Origin of the sequence: Oceaniferula spumae, from assembly GCF_042849255.1 — a bacterium.
Lineage (GTDB): Bacteria > Verrucomicrobiota > Verrucomicrobiia > Verrucomicrobiales > Akkermansiaceae > Oceaniferula > Oceaniferula spumae.
Genome location: NZ_AP026866.1, coordinates 1,277,259 through 1,291,618 on the forward strand (window position 1 = coordinate 1,277,259; position 14,360 = coordinate 1,291,618).

Annotated in this window: 16 protein-coding genes; 9 read left to right on the forward strand and 7 right to left on the reverse strand. The window is 52.3% G+C overall.

The window, feature by feature from the left end; translation table 11 throughout:
• The first annotated feature begins 2 nt into the window (after positions 1-2).
• From ACSPJT_RS05315 to ACSPJT_RS05325, 3 genes are all read left to right on the forward strand, one after another.
• Positions 3-380: a helix-turn-helix domain-containing protein gene (locus ACSPJT_RS05315; protein WP_435895329.1), complete on the forward strand. Its 378-nt coding sequence runs from the start codon at positions 3-5 to the stop codon at positions 378-380.
• 93 nt (positions 381-473) lie between these two features.
• The gene (locus ACSPJT_RS05320) at positions 474-1,598 is read left to right on the forward strand and encodes a hypothetical protein (protein ID WP_435895330.1); all 1,125 of its coding nucleotides are present in this window, start codon (positions 474-476) and stop codon (positions 1,596-1,598) included.
• 67 nt (positions 1,599-1,665) lie between these two features.
• Positions 1,666-2,088 carry a hypothetical protein gene (locus ACSPJT_RS05325; protein ID WP_435895331.1) on the forward strand — a complete coding sequence of 141 codons (423 nt, stop codon included), beginning with the start codon at positions 1,666-1,668 and terminating at the stop codon, positions 2,086-2,088.
• A 68-nt stretch (positions 2,089-2,156) separates the two neighbouring features.
• On the opposite strand, the gene ACSPJT_RS05330 is transcribed toward ACSPJT_RS05325, so the two are convergent.
• Positions 2,157-3,182: a calcium/sodium antiporter gene (locus ACSPJT_RS05330; RefSeq protein WP_435895332.1), complete on the reverse strand. Its 1,026-nt coding sequence runs from the start codon at positions 3,180-3,182 to the stop codon at positions 2,157-2,159.
• Between the two features lie 72 nt (positions 3,183-3,254).
• Here ACSPJT_RS05330 and leuB point away from each other — a divergent pair, with 72 nt between their 5' ends.
• Positions 3,255-4,358, forward strand: a complete 1,104-nt coding sequence (gene leuB / locus ACSPJT_RS05335; protein ID WP_435895333.1) for a 3-isopropylmalate dehydrogenase — start codon at positions 3,255-3,257, stop codon at positions 4,356-4,358.
• Between the two features lie 3 nt (positions 4,359-4,361).
• On the opposite strand, the gene ACSPJT_RS05340 is transcribed toward leuB, so the two are convergent.
• Genes ACSPJT_RS05340 through ACSPJT_RS05350 form a run of 3 tightly spaced genes read right to left on the reverse strand, consistent with a single transcriptional unit; the run spans position 4,362 to position 6,964 of the window.
• The gene (locus ACSPJT_RS05340; protein WP_435895334.1) at positions 4,362-4,979 is read right to left on the reverse strand and encodes a LysE family transporter; all 618 of its coding nucleotides are present in this window, start codon (positions 4,977-4,979) and stop codon (positions 4,362-4,364) included.
• Between the two features lie 12 nt (positions 4,980-4,991).
• On the reverse strand, positions 4,992-5,996 hold the full coding sequence (locus ACSPJT_RS05345) for a hypothetical protein (protein ID WP_435895335.1): 1,005 nt from the start codon (positions 5,994-5,996) through the stop codon (positions 4,992-4,994).
• Positions 5,997-6,007: 11 nt separating this feature from the next.
• Positions 6,008-6,964 (reverse strand): ATP-binding cassette domain-containing protein, encoded by a 957-nt coding sequence (locus tag ACSPJT_RS05350; RefSeq protein ID WP_435895336.1) that lies wholly within the window; start codon positions 6,962-6,964, stop codon positions 6,008-6,010.
• 221 nt (positions 6,965-7,185) lie between these two features.
• On the opposite strand from ACSPJT_RS05350, the gene ACSPJT_RS05355 reads away from it, so the two are divergent.
• A complete protein-coding gene (locus ACSPJT_RS05355) occupies positions 7,186-8,217 on the forward strand; it encodes an NF038122 family metalloprotease (protein ID WP_435895337.1) in 1,032 nt (343 codons plus the stop codon).
• Positions 8,218-8,224: 7 nt separating this feature from the next.
• Here the strand turns inward: ACSPJT_RS05355 and ACSPJT_RS05360 are convergent, their stop codons facing one another.
• Complete coding sequence (locus ACSPJT_RS05360) at positions 8,225-9,034, reverse strand: hypothetical protein (protein ID WP_435895338.1); 810 nt, start codon at positions 9,032-9,034, stop codon at positions 8,225-8,227.
• Between the two features lie 20 nt (positions 9,035-9,054).
• Positions 9,055-10,404 carry an exodeoxyribonuclease VII large subunit gene (xseA, locus tag ACSPJT_RS05365; RefSeq protein WP_435895339.1) on the reverse strand — a complete coding sequence of 450 codons (1,350 nt, stop codon included), beginning with the start codon at positions 10,402-10,404 and terminating at the stop codon, positions 9,055-9,057.
• A 130-nt stretch (positions 10,405-10,534) separates the two neighbouring features.
• On the opposite strand from xseA, the gene ACSPJT_RS05370 reads away from it, so the two are divergent.
• The 3 genes from ACSPJT_RS05370 to ACSPJT_RS05380 all read left to right on the forward strand — a co-directional run bounded on the left by ACSPJT_RS05370 (position 10,535) and on the right by ACSPJT_RS05380 (position 13,129).
• Positions 10,535-11,935 carry a glycine--tRNA ligase gene (locus ACSPJT_RS05370; RefSeq protein ID WP_435895340.1) on the forward strand — a complete coding sequence of 467 codons (1,401 nt, stop codon included), beginning with the start codon at positions 10,535-10,537 and terminating at the stop codon, positions 11,933-11,935.
• 14 nt (positions 11,936-11,949) lie between these two features.
• Entirely contained in the window at positions 11,950-12,387 is a 438-nt protein-coding gene (locus ACSPJT_RS05375) for a 23S rRNA (pseudouridine(1915)-N(3))-methyltransferase RlmH (protein ID WP_435895341.1), read from the forward strand.
• Between the two features lie 70 nt (positions 12,388-12,457).
• Positions 12,458-13,129, forward strand: a complete 672-nt coding sequence (locus ACSPJT_RS05380) for a DUF4349 domain-containing protein (RefSeq protein ID WP_435895342.1) — start codon at positions 12,458-12,460, stop codon at positions 13,127-13,129.
• Positions 13,130-13,149: 20 nt separating this feature from the next.
• Here the strand turns inward: ACSPJT_RS05380 and ACSPJT_RS05385 are convergent, their stop codons facing one another.
• Positions 13,150-13,332 carry a hypothetical protein gene (locus ACSPJT_RS05385; protein WP_435895343.1) on the reverse strand — a complete coding sequence of 61 codons (183 nt, stop codon included), beginning with the start codon at positions 13,330-13,332 and terminating at the stop codon, positions 13,150-13,152.
• Positions 13,333-13,579: 247 nt separating this feature from the next.
• On the opposite strand from ACSPJT_RS05385, the gene ACSPJT_RS05390 reads away from it, so the two are divergent.
• Positions 13,580-14,341, forward strand: coding sequence for a rhomboid family intramembrane serine protease (locus ACSPJT_RS05390; RefSeq protein ID WP_435895344.1), 762 nt, complete (start codon positions 13,580-13,582; stop codon positions 14,339-14,341).
• The last annotated feature ends 19 nt before the right edge of the window (positions 14,342-14,360 follow it).

Below are 14,360 nucleotides of genomic sequence, written 5' to 3' on the forward strand. Positions count from 1 at the left end.
CCATGAGCAGACCTGCCACACCCACACCTTTTACTCGGCAAGGAGACCGTGTAGTCGATAAATCCGGGGTAGATCTCCTACAATTGGCTGAGGAAAAAGGCTTCAACGTAAAAAATGTGGCTGAGGAGTTAGGCTTCACGGTGATCCAACTCCAAAGACACGTTGAGGCGGCGATCGGACTCAAGCCAAAGGACCTATTTTGCAATCATCGCGCTCTACTCGCCAAACGGATGATCACTGAAGGCATGGACCTTCACGATATCGGTGAAAAATTGGGCTATCTCTACTACAGCCATTTTTGCACAGATATCAAAAAATTCTACGGTATCTCCCCTAAGCAACTTGAGAAGAAGCTGCGACCTGACAAGGTCAAGAAGTAGAAACCTCACCGTAGACCGATAATGCCCGATTCGTTATTACGGGTTTATTAATTAAATAGTTGATTATAAGGCATTCCTAGGTATAACTCACGAATGCACCGCATCACGGATTCGTTCCACACAACGTCCGGGATACCAGCCATCTTTAGTCTGAAACGGGCCTTGCTCATTTCGTGTTTGGCGATCCCTTCGGCCTCAGCCTTCGAAATCGAGCTGGATTACGGTTATGACAGCTCATCGGATAATTTTTTCGGAACAAACGCCGCTGCTAAATCGGCTCTGGAACAAGCGGCGTCTGATATTTCATCTCTGATCTCGACTCGGCTTGCTCCAGTGACAAACCCGTTTGTGGGGAGTAACGGCGGCACTACATCTACCTTCGATTGGGATTACGTGTTTAGAAACCCTTCTGAGCTCAATGACCCTAGCAATCCTGACGCTAATAAAATAACCATCAGCTCCCCCTCTCTAGCTGCTGATACGGTGAAAATTTTTGTCGGTGTTAGAGAACTCGGCGGAAGCACTCTCGGCCAAGGTTCAACCGCCGGTGTAGCTTTGTCGATTAGCGGAGGCGGATTCCCTTCTCAATATGAAGATGCCGTCGCCGCTGCAGAAGCAGCCTCCAATGCCAGCATGGGCCGCGGCGATGGGCCAGTGATTAGAAATATCAGCGGCAGCACCACACTTGGAAGCACTACGGCAAACTACAGCCTGAATGTGGGGGTAGGAGTCGGAAGTCTGTGGTTCGATGTCGACGGCGATAACGACAGCGTCAAAGACAGCCCTGAAGAACTCGATGACTTCTGGCATTTCGATCACACTACGGACGTCGCATCGGGTAAACGTGATTTTTATAGCGTAGCCCTGCATGAAATTTTACACGTCATTGGCGTTGGAACATCAGACACATGGGACAGTCAAATCAGCGGCACGACTTGGACAGGCCCTAATGCACAACTGGCCAATGGTGGCGGCGACGGCCTCATCGACTCAGCAGGCGGACATATCGCGGACAATACCAACAGTGTTAGACTTTCTGACAATGGCATCCAGGAAGTTGTCATGTCACCATCTCTAACCACTGGCACGCGCAAAACTCTTACCGAGTTAGACGTGGCGTTCCTACAAGATCTCGGATACGAAATCGTCCCTGAGCCCTCTAGCGCAGGGATGCTCAGCCTTTCAGCCATTTTATTACTTCTGTATCGCAGAACATAATACGCTGTATTTAGCACCATATTTTGCTTTGACTTGGCGAGAATAGTTCTGCTAAGAATGTTTCGCTATGAAGAAGTTACTCACCCTCGCCTTAGCCGGGCTGATTTTAGCCCCAGCAGCACAGGCCACCACCGCTCAGGCCAAAGCCCGAGCATATCGAATCGCTCAAGCTCTTAAGAAGCAGAACATCAGCTTCAGAGACAACTACTGGCACGGCCTGTTAAAATACAAGGGTAGTACAACTATCAAAACCACTCTTAAGGCTGGCACTGAATATGTTCTCGTCGCTGGTGGTTGCGCAGACGCACACGACGTAGACATCATTGTTTACGACGAAAACTGGAAAGAAGTAGGTCGCGACACCAAGGTAGACGCAGTGCCAGTGGTACGTATTAAACCCAAGTGGTCTGGCACGTTCCATATCAAGGTCCAGCTTTCTAACAGCACACGCAATGGCGCACACTACGCATTGATCATCGGATACAAATAACCTCCTACCCAGTCTAATTTCTTGAGACCCCACAGCCGCCACGGCTTGTGGGGTTTTTTATGCGGTGTTCAACGCTGAATCATGACCACAAGAACAGAATAGCCCACTGCCACAGTGGTCAACAAAGCTCCTTCGATCCGGCTCAAGCTCATCCGGGACCACATGAAAGGCATGATCAATACAGCCAGACCCAACATAACCCACAGATCCATCCAGGCGATCTTTTCAGCCATCAAGGGCTTCACCGAAGCCGTAACACCCATCACAGCCAAGAGATTGAAAATGCAGGATCCAATCGCATTGCCTGTAATGATATCACCCTGCCGCTTAATCGAAGCCACGACGGATGTCGCCAACTCAGGAAGAGATGTCCCCAAGGCAAACAAGGTGAGAGAAATAATCACCTCTGGCACACCAAACACTCGAGCTACAGATTCACCATGGTCCACTAACCAATCGGCACCGAACACTAGGGCTATTATGCCTACCAGAATCAACAGCAAATCGATAACAAGTCGCCCGCCACCCTGCTCGGCCTGCTTGAGTACCACTTCTGTTGATTCTTCGAACTGGAGAGTGTCTTTCTCACTTTTCGCCAAGCGAACACTCATGATGACATAAACGACAACTCCTAAAGCTAGCAGTCCTCCCTCCCAGCGAGAGAGAGTCATGTCCGCCATCATCCCCACAAACGCCAGTGATGCCACGATGAGAATGGGCAACTCTCTACGGATCAACTGGGAGTGAATCACTATAGGACGGATGAGTGCCGCCACCCCTAGAATTAGGGCGATATTAAAAATGTTAGAACCGACAATATTTCCGAACGCCATGTCTGGGCTCGGAGCATCTGGCGGAACATCAATGCCCAGCCAGCCAGCGGGAGCGGCGATTAGCTCAGGTGAGTTCGCCTTTATACACACCAGTAACTCAGGCATACTGGTTCCAAAGGCGACTACGGTCAGCCCAACTACCAGAGGCGAAATACCTAGACGAAGGGCAATTTCCGAAGCTCCCTTCACCAGCCACTCGGCGCCGAAGTAGAGCAGTGTCAGTCCAGCGACGAGCCAAATAAAATGTATGGTCAGTTCCACGGGCTGAAACATGTACACGCTTCCCTGCGATTTAAACTTCAAACTTCAGAGAAAACCTATTACAGCACCGCCATGTCTGAGACTCACCGCATTACTGTTCTCGCCGGCGACGGCATTGGCCCCGAAGTTATGGAGGCCTCGATGCTTGTCCTCGATGCCGTTCGGGACAAGTTCAGCCTCGATATTGAAACCGACGTGCAATTGGTCGGAGGCGCAGCGATCGATGCCGTAGGGTGTCCGCTTCCAGAAGCGACCATCGACTCCTGCAAACAATCAGACGCCATCCTGTTTGGATCCGTGGGTGGCCCCAAATGGGTTAATCTACCGCCTGACGAGCAACCTGAACGTGGAGCCCTGCTGCCTTTGCGCAAACAGTTCGGCCTTTTCGCCAACCTTCGTCCCGGTGTCTGCCTCCCCTCACTCACCCATGCTTCCCCGGTGAAAAACGAGCTCATCCCTAACGGCTTCGACGTGCTCTGCGTGCGTGAACTGACAGGAGGCATCTACTTTGGCCAGCCCAAGGGTCGTCACGAGGAGGATGGTGATATCGTGGCCATCGACACCATGGTTTACCGGAAGAGCGAGATTGATCGTATTGCCCGTATCGCTTTCACCGCCGCCATGGCAAGAGACAAACGCCTCTGCTCAGTGGACAAAGCCAACGTGCTGGCAAACTCCATCCTATGGCGCGAAACCGTCATCGAGATTGCCAAGGAATTCCCAGAGGTCGAACTCTCACACTTATACGTCGATAACGCGGCCATGCAGTTAATCAAACAGCCTGGCTCTTTCGATGTAATCGTCACAGGTAACCTCTTCGGTGATATCCTCTCCGATGAAATGGCAATGATCTCAGGCTCTCTTGGCATGCTCCCTAGCGCATCGTTAGGCAGTCAGAAAGACAACGGACTCTGCTTCGGAATGTATGAACCATCCGGCGGATCAGCTCCTGACATCGCCGGCCAAGGCATTGCCAACCCAATCGCCCAGATCCTTTCCCTGGCCATGATGCTGCGCTATTCGCTCGGTGAAAACGATGCCGCCGCCGCGATTGAAAAAGCGGTCAATGCCACCATCGACGCCGGCCTACGCACAGCCGATCTGTTCACAGGACGCGACGGCGAGCAGAAAGCAGGCACGCATGAAATGGCCGGAGCCATCGCTGCCCGCATCTAACGATCAGCTAAGAAGCAAGGTCACGGCTATGCCTAACAACGCCAAGCCAAAGGCGATGTCAAACCAGTGCGCCATGCGTAGATAGCTACGCTTGATCGCGGGCTGCTGCAGAAGGCAAACCCAGAGACACCAGAGCAAAACACCCTCGATCACGATGGTAGCCCAAAGGACGGTTGGCCAAATCCAATCGTGCGCATCCATCAAAAACGGTGCGGTCACGCCTGCCAAAAACACCGCCACCTTCGGGTTGAGCAAATTGCAAAACAGCCCGCGTTTCCAAGCACTCCAACGACTACTTTCCGGCACGACTCCGATTTCGGGAATCGTCAGCTTACGCGCCTTCACCCCACTTCGGATGAGTTGGTATGCCAACCACGTCAAATAGGCCGCGGCGGACAACTTCATCGTTTTTTCCAGCCACCCACCCTGGGCTAACAACGAGGCGACACCCGCCACGGCTACGACGGCGTGAATACCCAGGCCACAGGCGATACCGAGTGCCGTCCAGCACCCGGCACTACGCCCCTGAGCCAGAGCAGTGCGCGTCAGCAAAAGCATGTCCGGCCCCGGACTGAACTGCCCGACGACCATGATGGCAACAAACACTAACCACTCCCACATCAGCTTGTGGGTTTAGTAGTCTTTCCTGACAAAAATAAATCCAGCGATCGATAGAATCACTAACTCGAAGGCTAGAGAGGTGCCTACGATGTAAGCTTCGGAATGCCGATTCTCATAGGCCTCAGTCGCTTTCAAATGATTCCGCTGAGGATCATCGTCATCTGTCTCGATAAATGACGTTGCTTGAGTGAGGTCTTTGCCGTCGATTTTAATTTTCTTCTTTAGCAGATAAGTCGCCTCGCGCGTCTTTGGCAAGGGAGCTTCGACCATTTTGATGCCTCGGTGGAATTTAGCCAGACCCGGATCCGCCTCCTCTGGCTCGCCTCCACTCTGAGATTCACCCGTGGCATAATCCACACTCATGCCGGCTGCAGGCATGACGTAGGCGATCTTGTAAATGAAACTTTCAGCCACCTGCACCCCCCAACTGACACCCCAGACGAGGAATGCCATGAGCAAGGATAACATGGTGGACTTGGTACACACCGCCGTCAGTACGGCGACGCAATAGACAAGACTGAACACAAATACGATCAGCGGTATGGCCCAGAAAATGCCAAAGTTCCAAGATTCCATTCGTAACCCGAAGGCCACAAAAACAATCAAGCAGAACACCGCCACTTGGATTCCAACAAACAGAAGGCTACTTAGGTATTTAACGATGAATAATGTCAAACGGCTGATCGGTTTCGATACCGCGACATCGATCGATCCTCCTTCCAAAAAGTTAGGAAATATCGAACACACTGAGATCAGAGCCAGCACAATGGCGAAAAGTCCTAACCAAAATGGCACCAGCATATCAGTGAACATTGTTAGGTAGAGGAATTTAGCCAGCGGCCCCTTGGAATTCAACATGTCGCTCTCCAAGGCGTAAGCACCAAAGAGCACGGAGATCCCCTCTTCCTGAAAACTGATCGATGCATAAATCATCGCTATCAGAATGGAAAAACCAAGGGCCACCCAGAACAACTTCTTGGCGGTGAGAAGTCGGTATGAGTCCCAGACGATGGTCATGATCTGTCTCATTACGCCTTCTCCTTTCCTGGAAGCTTAGGAGGCATCGCCGCCCCCGGCCCGTGATTTCCAACTGTTTCCATAAATAAATCTTCCAGTGACTGTCGCGCCTCGGTCATCGTGACAATGGTCACACCTGCGCTGCGGAGAGCATCAATAACAGGCTGCACTTTCTCAGCATCTCGCTGATACATGGTGAGTATTTCACCCTCTACTTCTACTTCGTGGCTCTTCAGCTCAGATATCAACGAGCCTGAAATGTCGCCACTCACATTGATTTCATACCTGCGGGTCTTATCGGTCAGATCGGCGATGCTCCCCTGACGGATGATTTCCCCTTGGTCCATGATCGCCACGCTGTCACAAATCATTTCCAGTTCGCCTAACAAGTGACTGTTGATAAAGACGGTGCGGCCTTCGTCTTTCATACGTTTCAACACCGCGCGCATCTCCATCCTGCCTTTGGGATCGACCCCATCAGTAGGTTCATCGAGGAACACAATTTCCGGGTTGTTGACTAGCGACTGTGCCAGCCCGATACGTTGCTTCATTCCTTTGGAATAGCTCCCCATCTTACGGTTTGCCCAGTCCTGCATGCCTACCATTTCCAATAGCTCTTGGCTCCGCTTGGCGGCTTGATCTTTGGGAACACCACCGAGTCCTGCCACATAACGGATCACCTCGCCTCCTTTGAGATACTCTGGGAAGCGAGCGTGTTCGGGGAGATAGCCCACACGCGAAAGCGTTGCTTTATGGCCGATCGGCATGCCTAACATCGTGCCATCACATTGGCTCGGCCGGACAATGCTCAACAAGATTTTCACCAAGGTGCTTTTACCGGCACCATTCGGACCAAGCAGCCCGAAGATTCCGCCTTTTGGAACTTTGAGTGAAACACCCCGCAAGGCCTCGACGCCACCTCGGTAGCGTTTCCGTGTTTCAGCAATATCAATGACTGTATCTGACACGAGCAAGATAGAACACCATCCCCCGAAAACCGCAAGAATGGATATTAACCATCAATCATAGGGCTCTTTTGGGCAACAAATTTGTGGCATGCCATTATTTATAAGTTAAGCACTGACAATGATCACATTTTCCATACCATGCCGAATCACACTTCTGATTCTAGGTAGATTTAAGGATTTTACTTAGAAAAAACACACAAAAAACACACAAAAAACACACAATGAAGCTCAAGTATCTCACGCGGTTTACCTGCCTTTCTACACTGCTGCCCGTCAGCTCTTTTGCACTCAATATCAATCTCACTCCTGCAGCAGGAATGAGCCAAGACTCGATTGATGGTTTTCAAAGAGCTGCGAATTACTGGCAGAGTGTTCTCAGTGACAACGCTACGGTGAACATTGACATTGATTTCAGAACCTTGGACCCAGGAGTATTAGGGCAAGCTGGCTCGACGACTCAAGCTATCGGCGTCGATGCCTATTTTGCAGCTTTAGGCGCTGATATCACATCAGCGAGCGATTTAAATGCCGTAGCCAATCTTCCCGCATTAACTCTAAATGGTGGCATTAATTTTCTTACGCAAGTGAACTCAGAGGGAAACAGCACCGCTGTTAGTCTCGACAGCGACGACAGCGGTAATAATCGAGTGCTTAACCTAAACACTGCCAATGCCAAAGCTGTGGGGCTCCGCCCTGCCAATGATTTAGCCTCTGACGCCAGTATCACATTCAGCGATAGATTCGCATGGGATTATGACAATTCAGATGGTGTGGGTCCGGGGCTACAAGACTTCGTAGGAGTTGCCGTTCATGAGATCGGGCACGCTCTAGGATTCAACAGCGGAGTCGATACTGTTGACTTTGCCATCGCTAATTCCGCCGACCTAGAAGACTTCCGTGTCTTCACGGGCTTAGACATGTTTCGATACAGTGCTGATGGGGTAAACGATTTGGCGGCAGGTACGGTTTCATATTTCTCCATCGATGGAGGTGCCACCAACCTTGGTTTGTTTTCAACAGGGAGTACTTATGGAGATGGTCAGCAAGCCAGCCACTGGAGAGATAATCTAGGCTTAGGCATTATGGACCCTACAGCCAACCCTGCAGGAAATGTGAATACGGTAAGCCAGCTCGACCTCTTAGCGTTTGATACCATCGGTTGGGATATCACCATTCAAGCTGTGCCTGAACCGAGTAGCTCGATTTTACTTTTGGGAGCCGGACTTGGATTCGTCCTTCGCCGGAAGCGTTAAATAGGAACTACTGCCCTTGAAAACGAGGGTCACTGTTAAGTTGTTGCCAGCGCAGATGTTTCAATTCTGTGATTTGGATCACGTTCTGATTCAACAACTCACTGTTATACTTCATCCTGACGGTTATCGGATGCGATATGGAATCAGGCAGTTTATTTAGGGCCTCCGCCCCGGGGGCGCCTTTTTCCATCACTGCTAATTTTGAAAAAAGCTTTCCCCTGTCCTCTATCAGAAAACACCGGTATTTATCCCGAGGTAAGCCCACAGGCCAGACGCCTTCATACTGTCTCAAATAACCTCGCATAAGAACCGGCTTGGAAGGCCTGTCCACGATAAACCTCTGCCACGGAACCTCGCAATATGCCTTCATGGCTGACCAATGGATCAGATACCGGCCGTCGAGTTTCTGAAAGGATACGCTGTGCTGTTTGCGTTGTAGGTCTCTGTAGATGACAAACCAAAGTCGCCCGCCAGCCAGCTCGAGAGATTCAATACGTTCAATTTTCCACAAGGGAGAATCACTCAGACCGCGTTCCACATAATAGCTTTTCAGTGATGTCTTCTCATCAAAAGGTATCGAAACATAATGCAAGCGCTCCTCTACAGTCGTAGCACTGAGAAAAGCCCTTAGATTTTTCTCGATGGATTCCTCCGCTGTCAGCACTGGCTCCGACAATTCGTTCTCTACCAATACGGGATCATATCCCCGAGGCAGGTTTTCATGAGAACCTGCAAGCACCCACTTAGCCGTATAAACCACACCTGTTGTAACGGCTACTAGCGCTAAAATTCCGAATACGAGGTGGCTTTTTTTCATCACGGATTGGTCGAATCGGCCTAGTTAGAACTCTCCGCCCGGCTAATAATTTTACCATTGGCCAACTGGCTGATTAAAACATCACCCTGTTTCACCTTGGTTACATCCTTCACGGGTTTCCCCGATTCGTCTAACGTGATGGAAAAACCACGGGCAAATGTGGAGTCGGGACCCAGTGTTCGGATAAGTGTGGCCAAATGCTGCAGCTTGTCACTTGAACGCTGAATGCCACGCTTACCCGCCAGTTCTAACATCCCTCGAACTTGATCGAGACGCTCGCTACGGCGCTGCATGACTTTGGCTGGGTGATGGGCGGCATGCACGGTGTTGAGATCTCGGAGCTGACCGCGTAGTATTTCTAAATGACTTGCTGCGGCGTTCTGAAGTTCTTGCCTTACCCTGTCGAGTTCGAGAATAGGATCACGCAAGGCGCGCTCTGCATCGCGAGGCATTAATGCTCGACGGGCGGAGCTCAGGATGGCGGCATCATGCTTGAGCCGACTCTGCATAGCTCGCTGAACGGCGGAAGCGGATTGCCTGACCCTACCTCGCAATTCCTCGGCATCAGGAACCACGAGTTCAGCCGCGGCGCTGGGGGTCGGGGCGCGAACGTCTGCTGCGAAATCAGAGATGGTGAAATCAATTTCGTGGCCGACGGCGGAGACGATTGGTATAGGGCATTCATGGATCGCGCGCGCTACGATTTCTTCATTGAAGTTCCACAGATCCTCCATGGATCCGCCACCGCGACCGATGATGATGACATCGACTTCCGGCAAGTCATGATTTTTGGCGTCTCCCAGCTGACGGATGGCGGCGGCGATGCCTCGCTCCGCACCTTTACCCTGCACCTGCACCGGATAGAGAACGGGCTGCACCCAGGGCGCACGGCGAGTTAGGATATTGAGCATGTCTTGCAGGGCCGCTCCTGTAGGAGAAGTCACCAGACCGATGGTTTTGGGGAATTTCGGCAGTGGCTTTTTCAATGCGGAATCGAAGAGTCCCTCGCCATCGAGCTTTCGTTTGAGGGCTTCGAACTTCGCCTGCAGGTCACCCATACCGGCATCTTCCAGCTGCTTGACGACCAGCTGCACCTGGCCACGCGCCTCATAGACAGACACCTCACCAAACAACCGCGCCTGCATACCATCCTCCGGCTGCGCTCTGGCGCGCCCTGCGGTGCCACGAAAGAGAACACAGGAAACCTGCGCGCCTTCGTCCTTGAGGGTGAAATAACAATGTCCGCTCGACTGCCTGCGCAGGTTGCTGATTTCCCCTTCCACCCAGATCTCCCCGATCTCGATTTCCAACAGGTTTCTCATCCGCCTGACCAGTCGGGTCACGGTGATCGATTTCTTCTCTTCGCGCACGGCGTCATCCTTCCTGCGATGACGGAAATCCGCAATCCATTTCTCTTGCTTCCCCTCCCCCCACTGCTTACATGCATCGGCGCAGCCGAAAACATAGGCTGCTAACTACTTACCACCGTCCACTGACATCATGGCCAACAAAGAACAGACCGACACCGACCGCATGGAAAAAATCGTCTCCCTCTGCAAAAGCAAGGGCTTCATCTTCCAATCCGGAGAACTCTACGGCGGACTGAACGGTTGCTGGGACTACGGCCCGCTCGGAACTGAGCTGAAGCGTAACGTCAAGGAATTCTGGTGGCGTAAAAATGTGCTCGAGCGCGAGGACATCGTCGGCATGGATGGATCAATCCTCACACACCATGCGGTGCTCACGGCCTCCGGTCACGTCGGCGGATTTTCTGATCCGATGGTCGACTGTAAAGTATGCAAAAAGCGTTACCGCGCTGACCAGCTGGAAGACATCCCTAGCTGTGAGAAGAAAGCACAACTCCCGAAAGGCGAGGACAAGAGCTGTGAGCTCACGGAGCCCAAGGAGTTCAATCTGATGTTCCAGACCAAGATGGGAGCTTCGGCTGATGATAACGATCCAAATGCGATTGCCTACCTCCGTCCGGAGACCGCCCAGACCATTTTCGTGCAGTATAAGAACGTGTTAGATTCCACACGCCTGAAGTTGCCATTCGGTATCGCCCAGATCGGTAAAGCATTCCGCAACGAGATCAACCCACGTAATTACACCTTCCGCTCGCGTGAATTCGAGCAGATGGAAATCGAGTATTTCTGCCGCCCAGAAGACGGCCTGCGTCTGACCGACGAGTGGTTGGAAATGCGCTTGGATTTTTACACCCAAATCGGTGTGCCGCGTGAGAAGCTTCACGTGTTAGACATTCCAGACGGCGAACGCGCACACTACTCCCAGAAGACTTACGACATCGAGTATGACTTCCCCTTCGGCCAGCAAGAGCTCGAAGGTGTTGCCTACCGTGGTGCCTACGACATTGGCAAGCACCAGGAACACTCCGGCAAAAATCTCGAATACTTCGACGCTGAGACCAAGGAACGCTTCATCCCTCACGTGGTCGAGCCTTCCGCCGGTTGCGACCGCACCATCCTCGCAGTTCTCTGCGAGGCATACGATGTGGAGGACCTCACCAAGGAAGGTGGCAAGAAGGACGAGCGCACCGTCATGCGCTTCAAGCCATGCGTCGCCCCGATCAAGGCCGCCATTTTGCCACTGTTGAAAAACAAGCCAGAGCTCGTTGAGAAAGCCAAGGAGGTGAAGAACCTGCTGCAGCCACACATGAACATCTTCTACGATGAAACAGCTGCCATTGGCCGCCGTTACCGTCGTCAGGACGAAGTGGGAACACCTTTCTGCATCGCCATCGACTTTGAAACGCTCGGGGAAAAAGGCCCTAACGGCGAAGACTTCACCGACACCGTGACTGTGCGTCACCGCGACTCCATGGAGCAGGAACGCGTAGCCATCAGCGAACTACTCCCATGGCTCTTGGCTAGAATCGTATAGGTCTTATAGGACGTATGAAACACCAGATACTCGTTGCCGGAAAGCCTGCGCTTGCGTACGCAAAAACAGGCACCGCCGAGTATCTGAAGCGACTCACGCGCTACGGCAGCTACGAACTCAAGCATCTGAAAGACGGCAGCAGCGAGGACGTTTCCCAGCGTCTTCGTGAAGCCAGTGAGGGCACCTTGCGCATCGTCATGGACGAACGTGGTGAAAGCCTGACCACCGATCAGCTCACGGCCAAGGTCAACGACTGGGAAATGCGCGGTGTCAAACGCGCCAGCTACCTCATCGGCGCATCAGATGGCCACACGCCCGCACTCCGAAAAGAAGCAGACCTGATCTGGGCACTGTCACCCCTCACCCTTCAGCATGAGCTAGCATTGGTTGTTTTGTTAGAACAGCTCTATCGCGTCGCCACCATCCAGCGCGGTGAGCCGTATCACCGCTAGCGCACTTTAATGCTGTAATTTCAGCACTTAAGACTTGCTTCGCTATTGTTGTGCTGTTTTTTTAGCACACATGAAAACAATACTTCGTCTGGTCTTCGCATGCAGCATTTCACTTTTCACCGCCTGCACCACCAGCTCACTGGCCCCCAGTGCTCCACCGATGGCCAAGAGTTCTGCGTATGGAGAAGCCCGCACCTCTCGCGTCTTGGTCAAAACCGGATCGATGTCCATCGAGGTAAACAGTGTCAAGGAAAGTACGGCGAAGGTGCGGGGGCTGGTGAAACAGAAAAAGGGCTACGTGGAAAACATCACATCCAACGACAGCGGCAGCAGCTCCGCCTCCCTAACGGTTCGGGTTCCCAAAAACAGCCTCTTAACCACCATGGACGAACTCGCCGCGCTGGGAAAAGTGACCTCGCGTAATGTCGAAGTGGAAGATGTCACCGACGAATGGATCGACCTGCAGGCGAAGGTGAAAAATCTGCGGGCCTTGCGTGATCGTTTACGCCGTTTGCTAGAGAAGGCCGGCAATGTCAAAGACGTGTTAGCCGTCGAAAAAGAACTCACGCGCGTTCAGAGTGAACTCGATTCACTGGAAGGACGCATCAAGGCGATGCAGCAGAATGTCAGCTACAGCAAGATCAGTATCCGCATTCACCACAAAAGCATTCCCGGACCACTCGGAGTGGTCTCGAAGGGAACATGGTGGGGCGTGAAAAAGCTGTTTGTCATCCGTGACTAACAGCTAAAGTCTCGGCCAGTTTAGCGCTGGTCGAGCATACCAAGAGGTCCGCCGCCTTCAGGGCCAGTCGGACGATTCCAGGGCATGTCACTCTCATCGGAAGTAGGTCCGATGGGTTTCTTGCGAGTAACTTCATCACCCGTGGTGCATGAAAGCATTGGGAGTGTCACGAGGGCGAGAAATGGTAGGAGAAACTTGCTCATGGCCGGATAATAACGTTCCGCCCCCATGAATCAAGTGCTATTTTTCCAGCTGTTCACCTTTTCTACTGATCCAGTTTCGTTGACGGTGTGTGTCGTGGTCAAGAGGCCGTGCCAGAGATTCCCTTCCCACTGTATTCTGACCACTACGTACGAAGCAGGGCTGGAAATAATCTGGATTATGCACAGTTCCCTCTTGCTCGTTGACGGAATGAAAACATGATGCCTCTCATTCGCACCCCGCTGATCGATGCGCCTTCCCTTAAGATTTCAATTTCCACCAGACGACCCTGCTGACGCCGGTCCAACACACCGTTCCAGACTGTATGAGAGGTTTCCTGATCTCCTGCCGGTAGTCAGCTATGGCGTGCTTCTCTGGTGCGGTGCTGTCTTTCTGTTACTCAATCGCGGCGATGCTGAAAATATCGACTATCAAGCACTGATGCGTGGCCTGGGTGGGGTGAACCTGCTCGAGCTCCACGAAGGTCGATGGTGGGGTCTGATTGCTTCCGCTTTTGTGCATGAGCATCTTTGGCATATTTTCTTCAACATGTATTGGCTGATTCGTTTCGGCACACTGATGGAACGCGGACTCGGTAGCTTGAAGACCTTGGCATTTTTTGTGGCAGCTGCCTTTGTCAGCTCGGCTCTGCAAGTAGTCGCATCGCCCCAAGGAGGGATCGGATTTTCCGGGGTGGTTTACGCCATGGGCGGATTCATGTGGGGAGCCTGGCCACGATTCACCGGATTCCTCGAGGGCTTCAATGGCTCCACTCTACGATGGTTCCTCATCTGGCAGGGAATCTGTTTCCTGCTCACCTGGGGTGGCATGCTCCCGATTGGCAACACCGCCCACATTTCCGGAATGCTGTTCGGTATATTAGTGGGCCTCTGGGCCTGCCGTGGAACAAAAAGAGGATGGGGCTGGCTACTTGCGGCTGCAGCCATGTTAGTTCTCGGTGTGGCTATCGCCATCTGGCCGCTGCGGATCTTCACAATGATCCACAGCTAAAAGCCATCGACGCTCAGCA

Excerpts from the sequence above, each read along its gene's own strand:
- ACSPJT_RS05340 (WP_435895334.1), bottom strand. The coding sequence starts at position 4,979 with ATGTGGGAGTGGTTAGTGTTTGTTGCCATCATGGTCGTCGGGCAGTTC.
- ACSPJT_RS05370 (WP_435895340.1), top strand. The coding sequence starts at position 10,535 with ATGGCCAACAAAGAACAGACCGACACCGACCGCATGGAAAAAATCGTC.
- ACSPJT_RS05345 (WP_435895335.1), bottom strand. The coding sequence starts at position 5,996 with ATGACCATCGTCTGGGACTCATACCGACTTCTCACCGCCAAGAAGTTG.
- ACSPJT_RS05355 (WP_435895337.1), top strand. The coding sequence starts at position 7,186 with ATGAAGCTCAAGTATCTCACGCGGTTTACCTGCCTTTCTACACTGCTG.
- ACSPJT_RS05315 (WP_435895329.1), top strand. The coding sequence starts at position 3 with ATGAGCAGACCTGCCACACCCACACCTTTTACTCGGCAAGGAGACCGT.
- ACSPJT_RS05380 (WP_435895342.1), top strand. The coding sequence starts at position 12,458 with ATGAAAACAATACTTCGTCTGGTCTTCGCATGCAGCATTTCACTTTTC.
- leuB (WP_435895333.1), top strand. The coding sequence starts at position 3,255 with ATGTCTGAGACTCACCGCATTACTGTTCTCGCCGGCGACGGCATTGGC.
- ACSPJT_RS05390 (WP_435895344.1), top strand. The coding sequence starts at position 13,580 with ATGCGCCTTCCCTTAAGATTTCAATTTCCACCAGACGACCCTGCTGAC.
- ACSPJT_RS05320 (WP_435895330.1), top strand. The coding sequence starts at position 474 with ATGCACCGCATCACGGATTCGTTCCACACAACGTCCGGGATACCAGCC.
- ACSPJT_RS05375 (WP_435895341.1), top strand. The coding sequence starts at position 11,950 with ATGAAACACCAGATACTCGTTGCCGGAAAGCCTGCGCTTGCGTACGCA.
- ACSPJT_RS05385 (WP_435895343.1), bottom strand. The coding sequence starts at position 13,332 with ATGAGCAAGTTTCTCCTACCATTTCTCGCCCTCGTGACACTCCCAATG.
- ACSPJT_RS05325 (WP_435895331.1), top strand. The coding sequence starts at position 1,666 with ATGAAGAAGTTACTCACCCTCGCCTTAGCCGGGCTGATTTTAGCCCCA.
- ACSPJT_RS05360 (WP_435895338.1), bottom strand. The coding sequence starts at position 9,034 with ATGAAAAAAAGCCACCTCGTATTCGGAATTTTAGCGCTAGTAGCCGTT.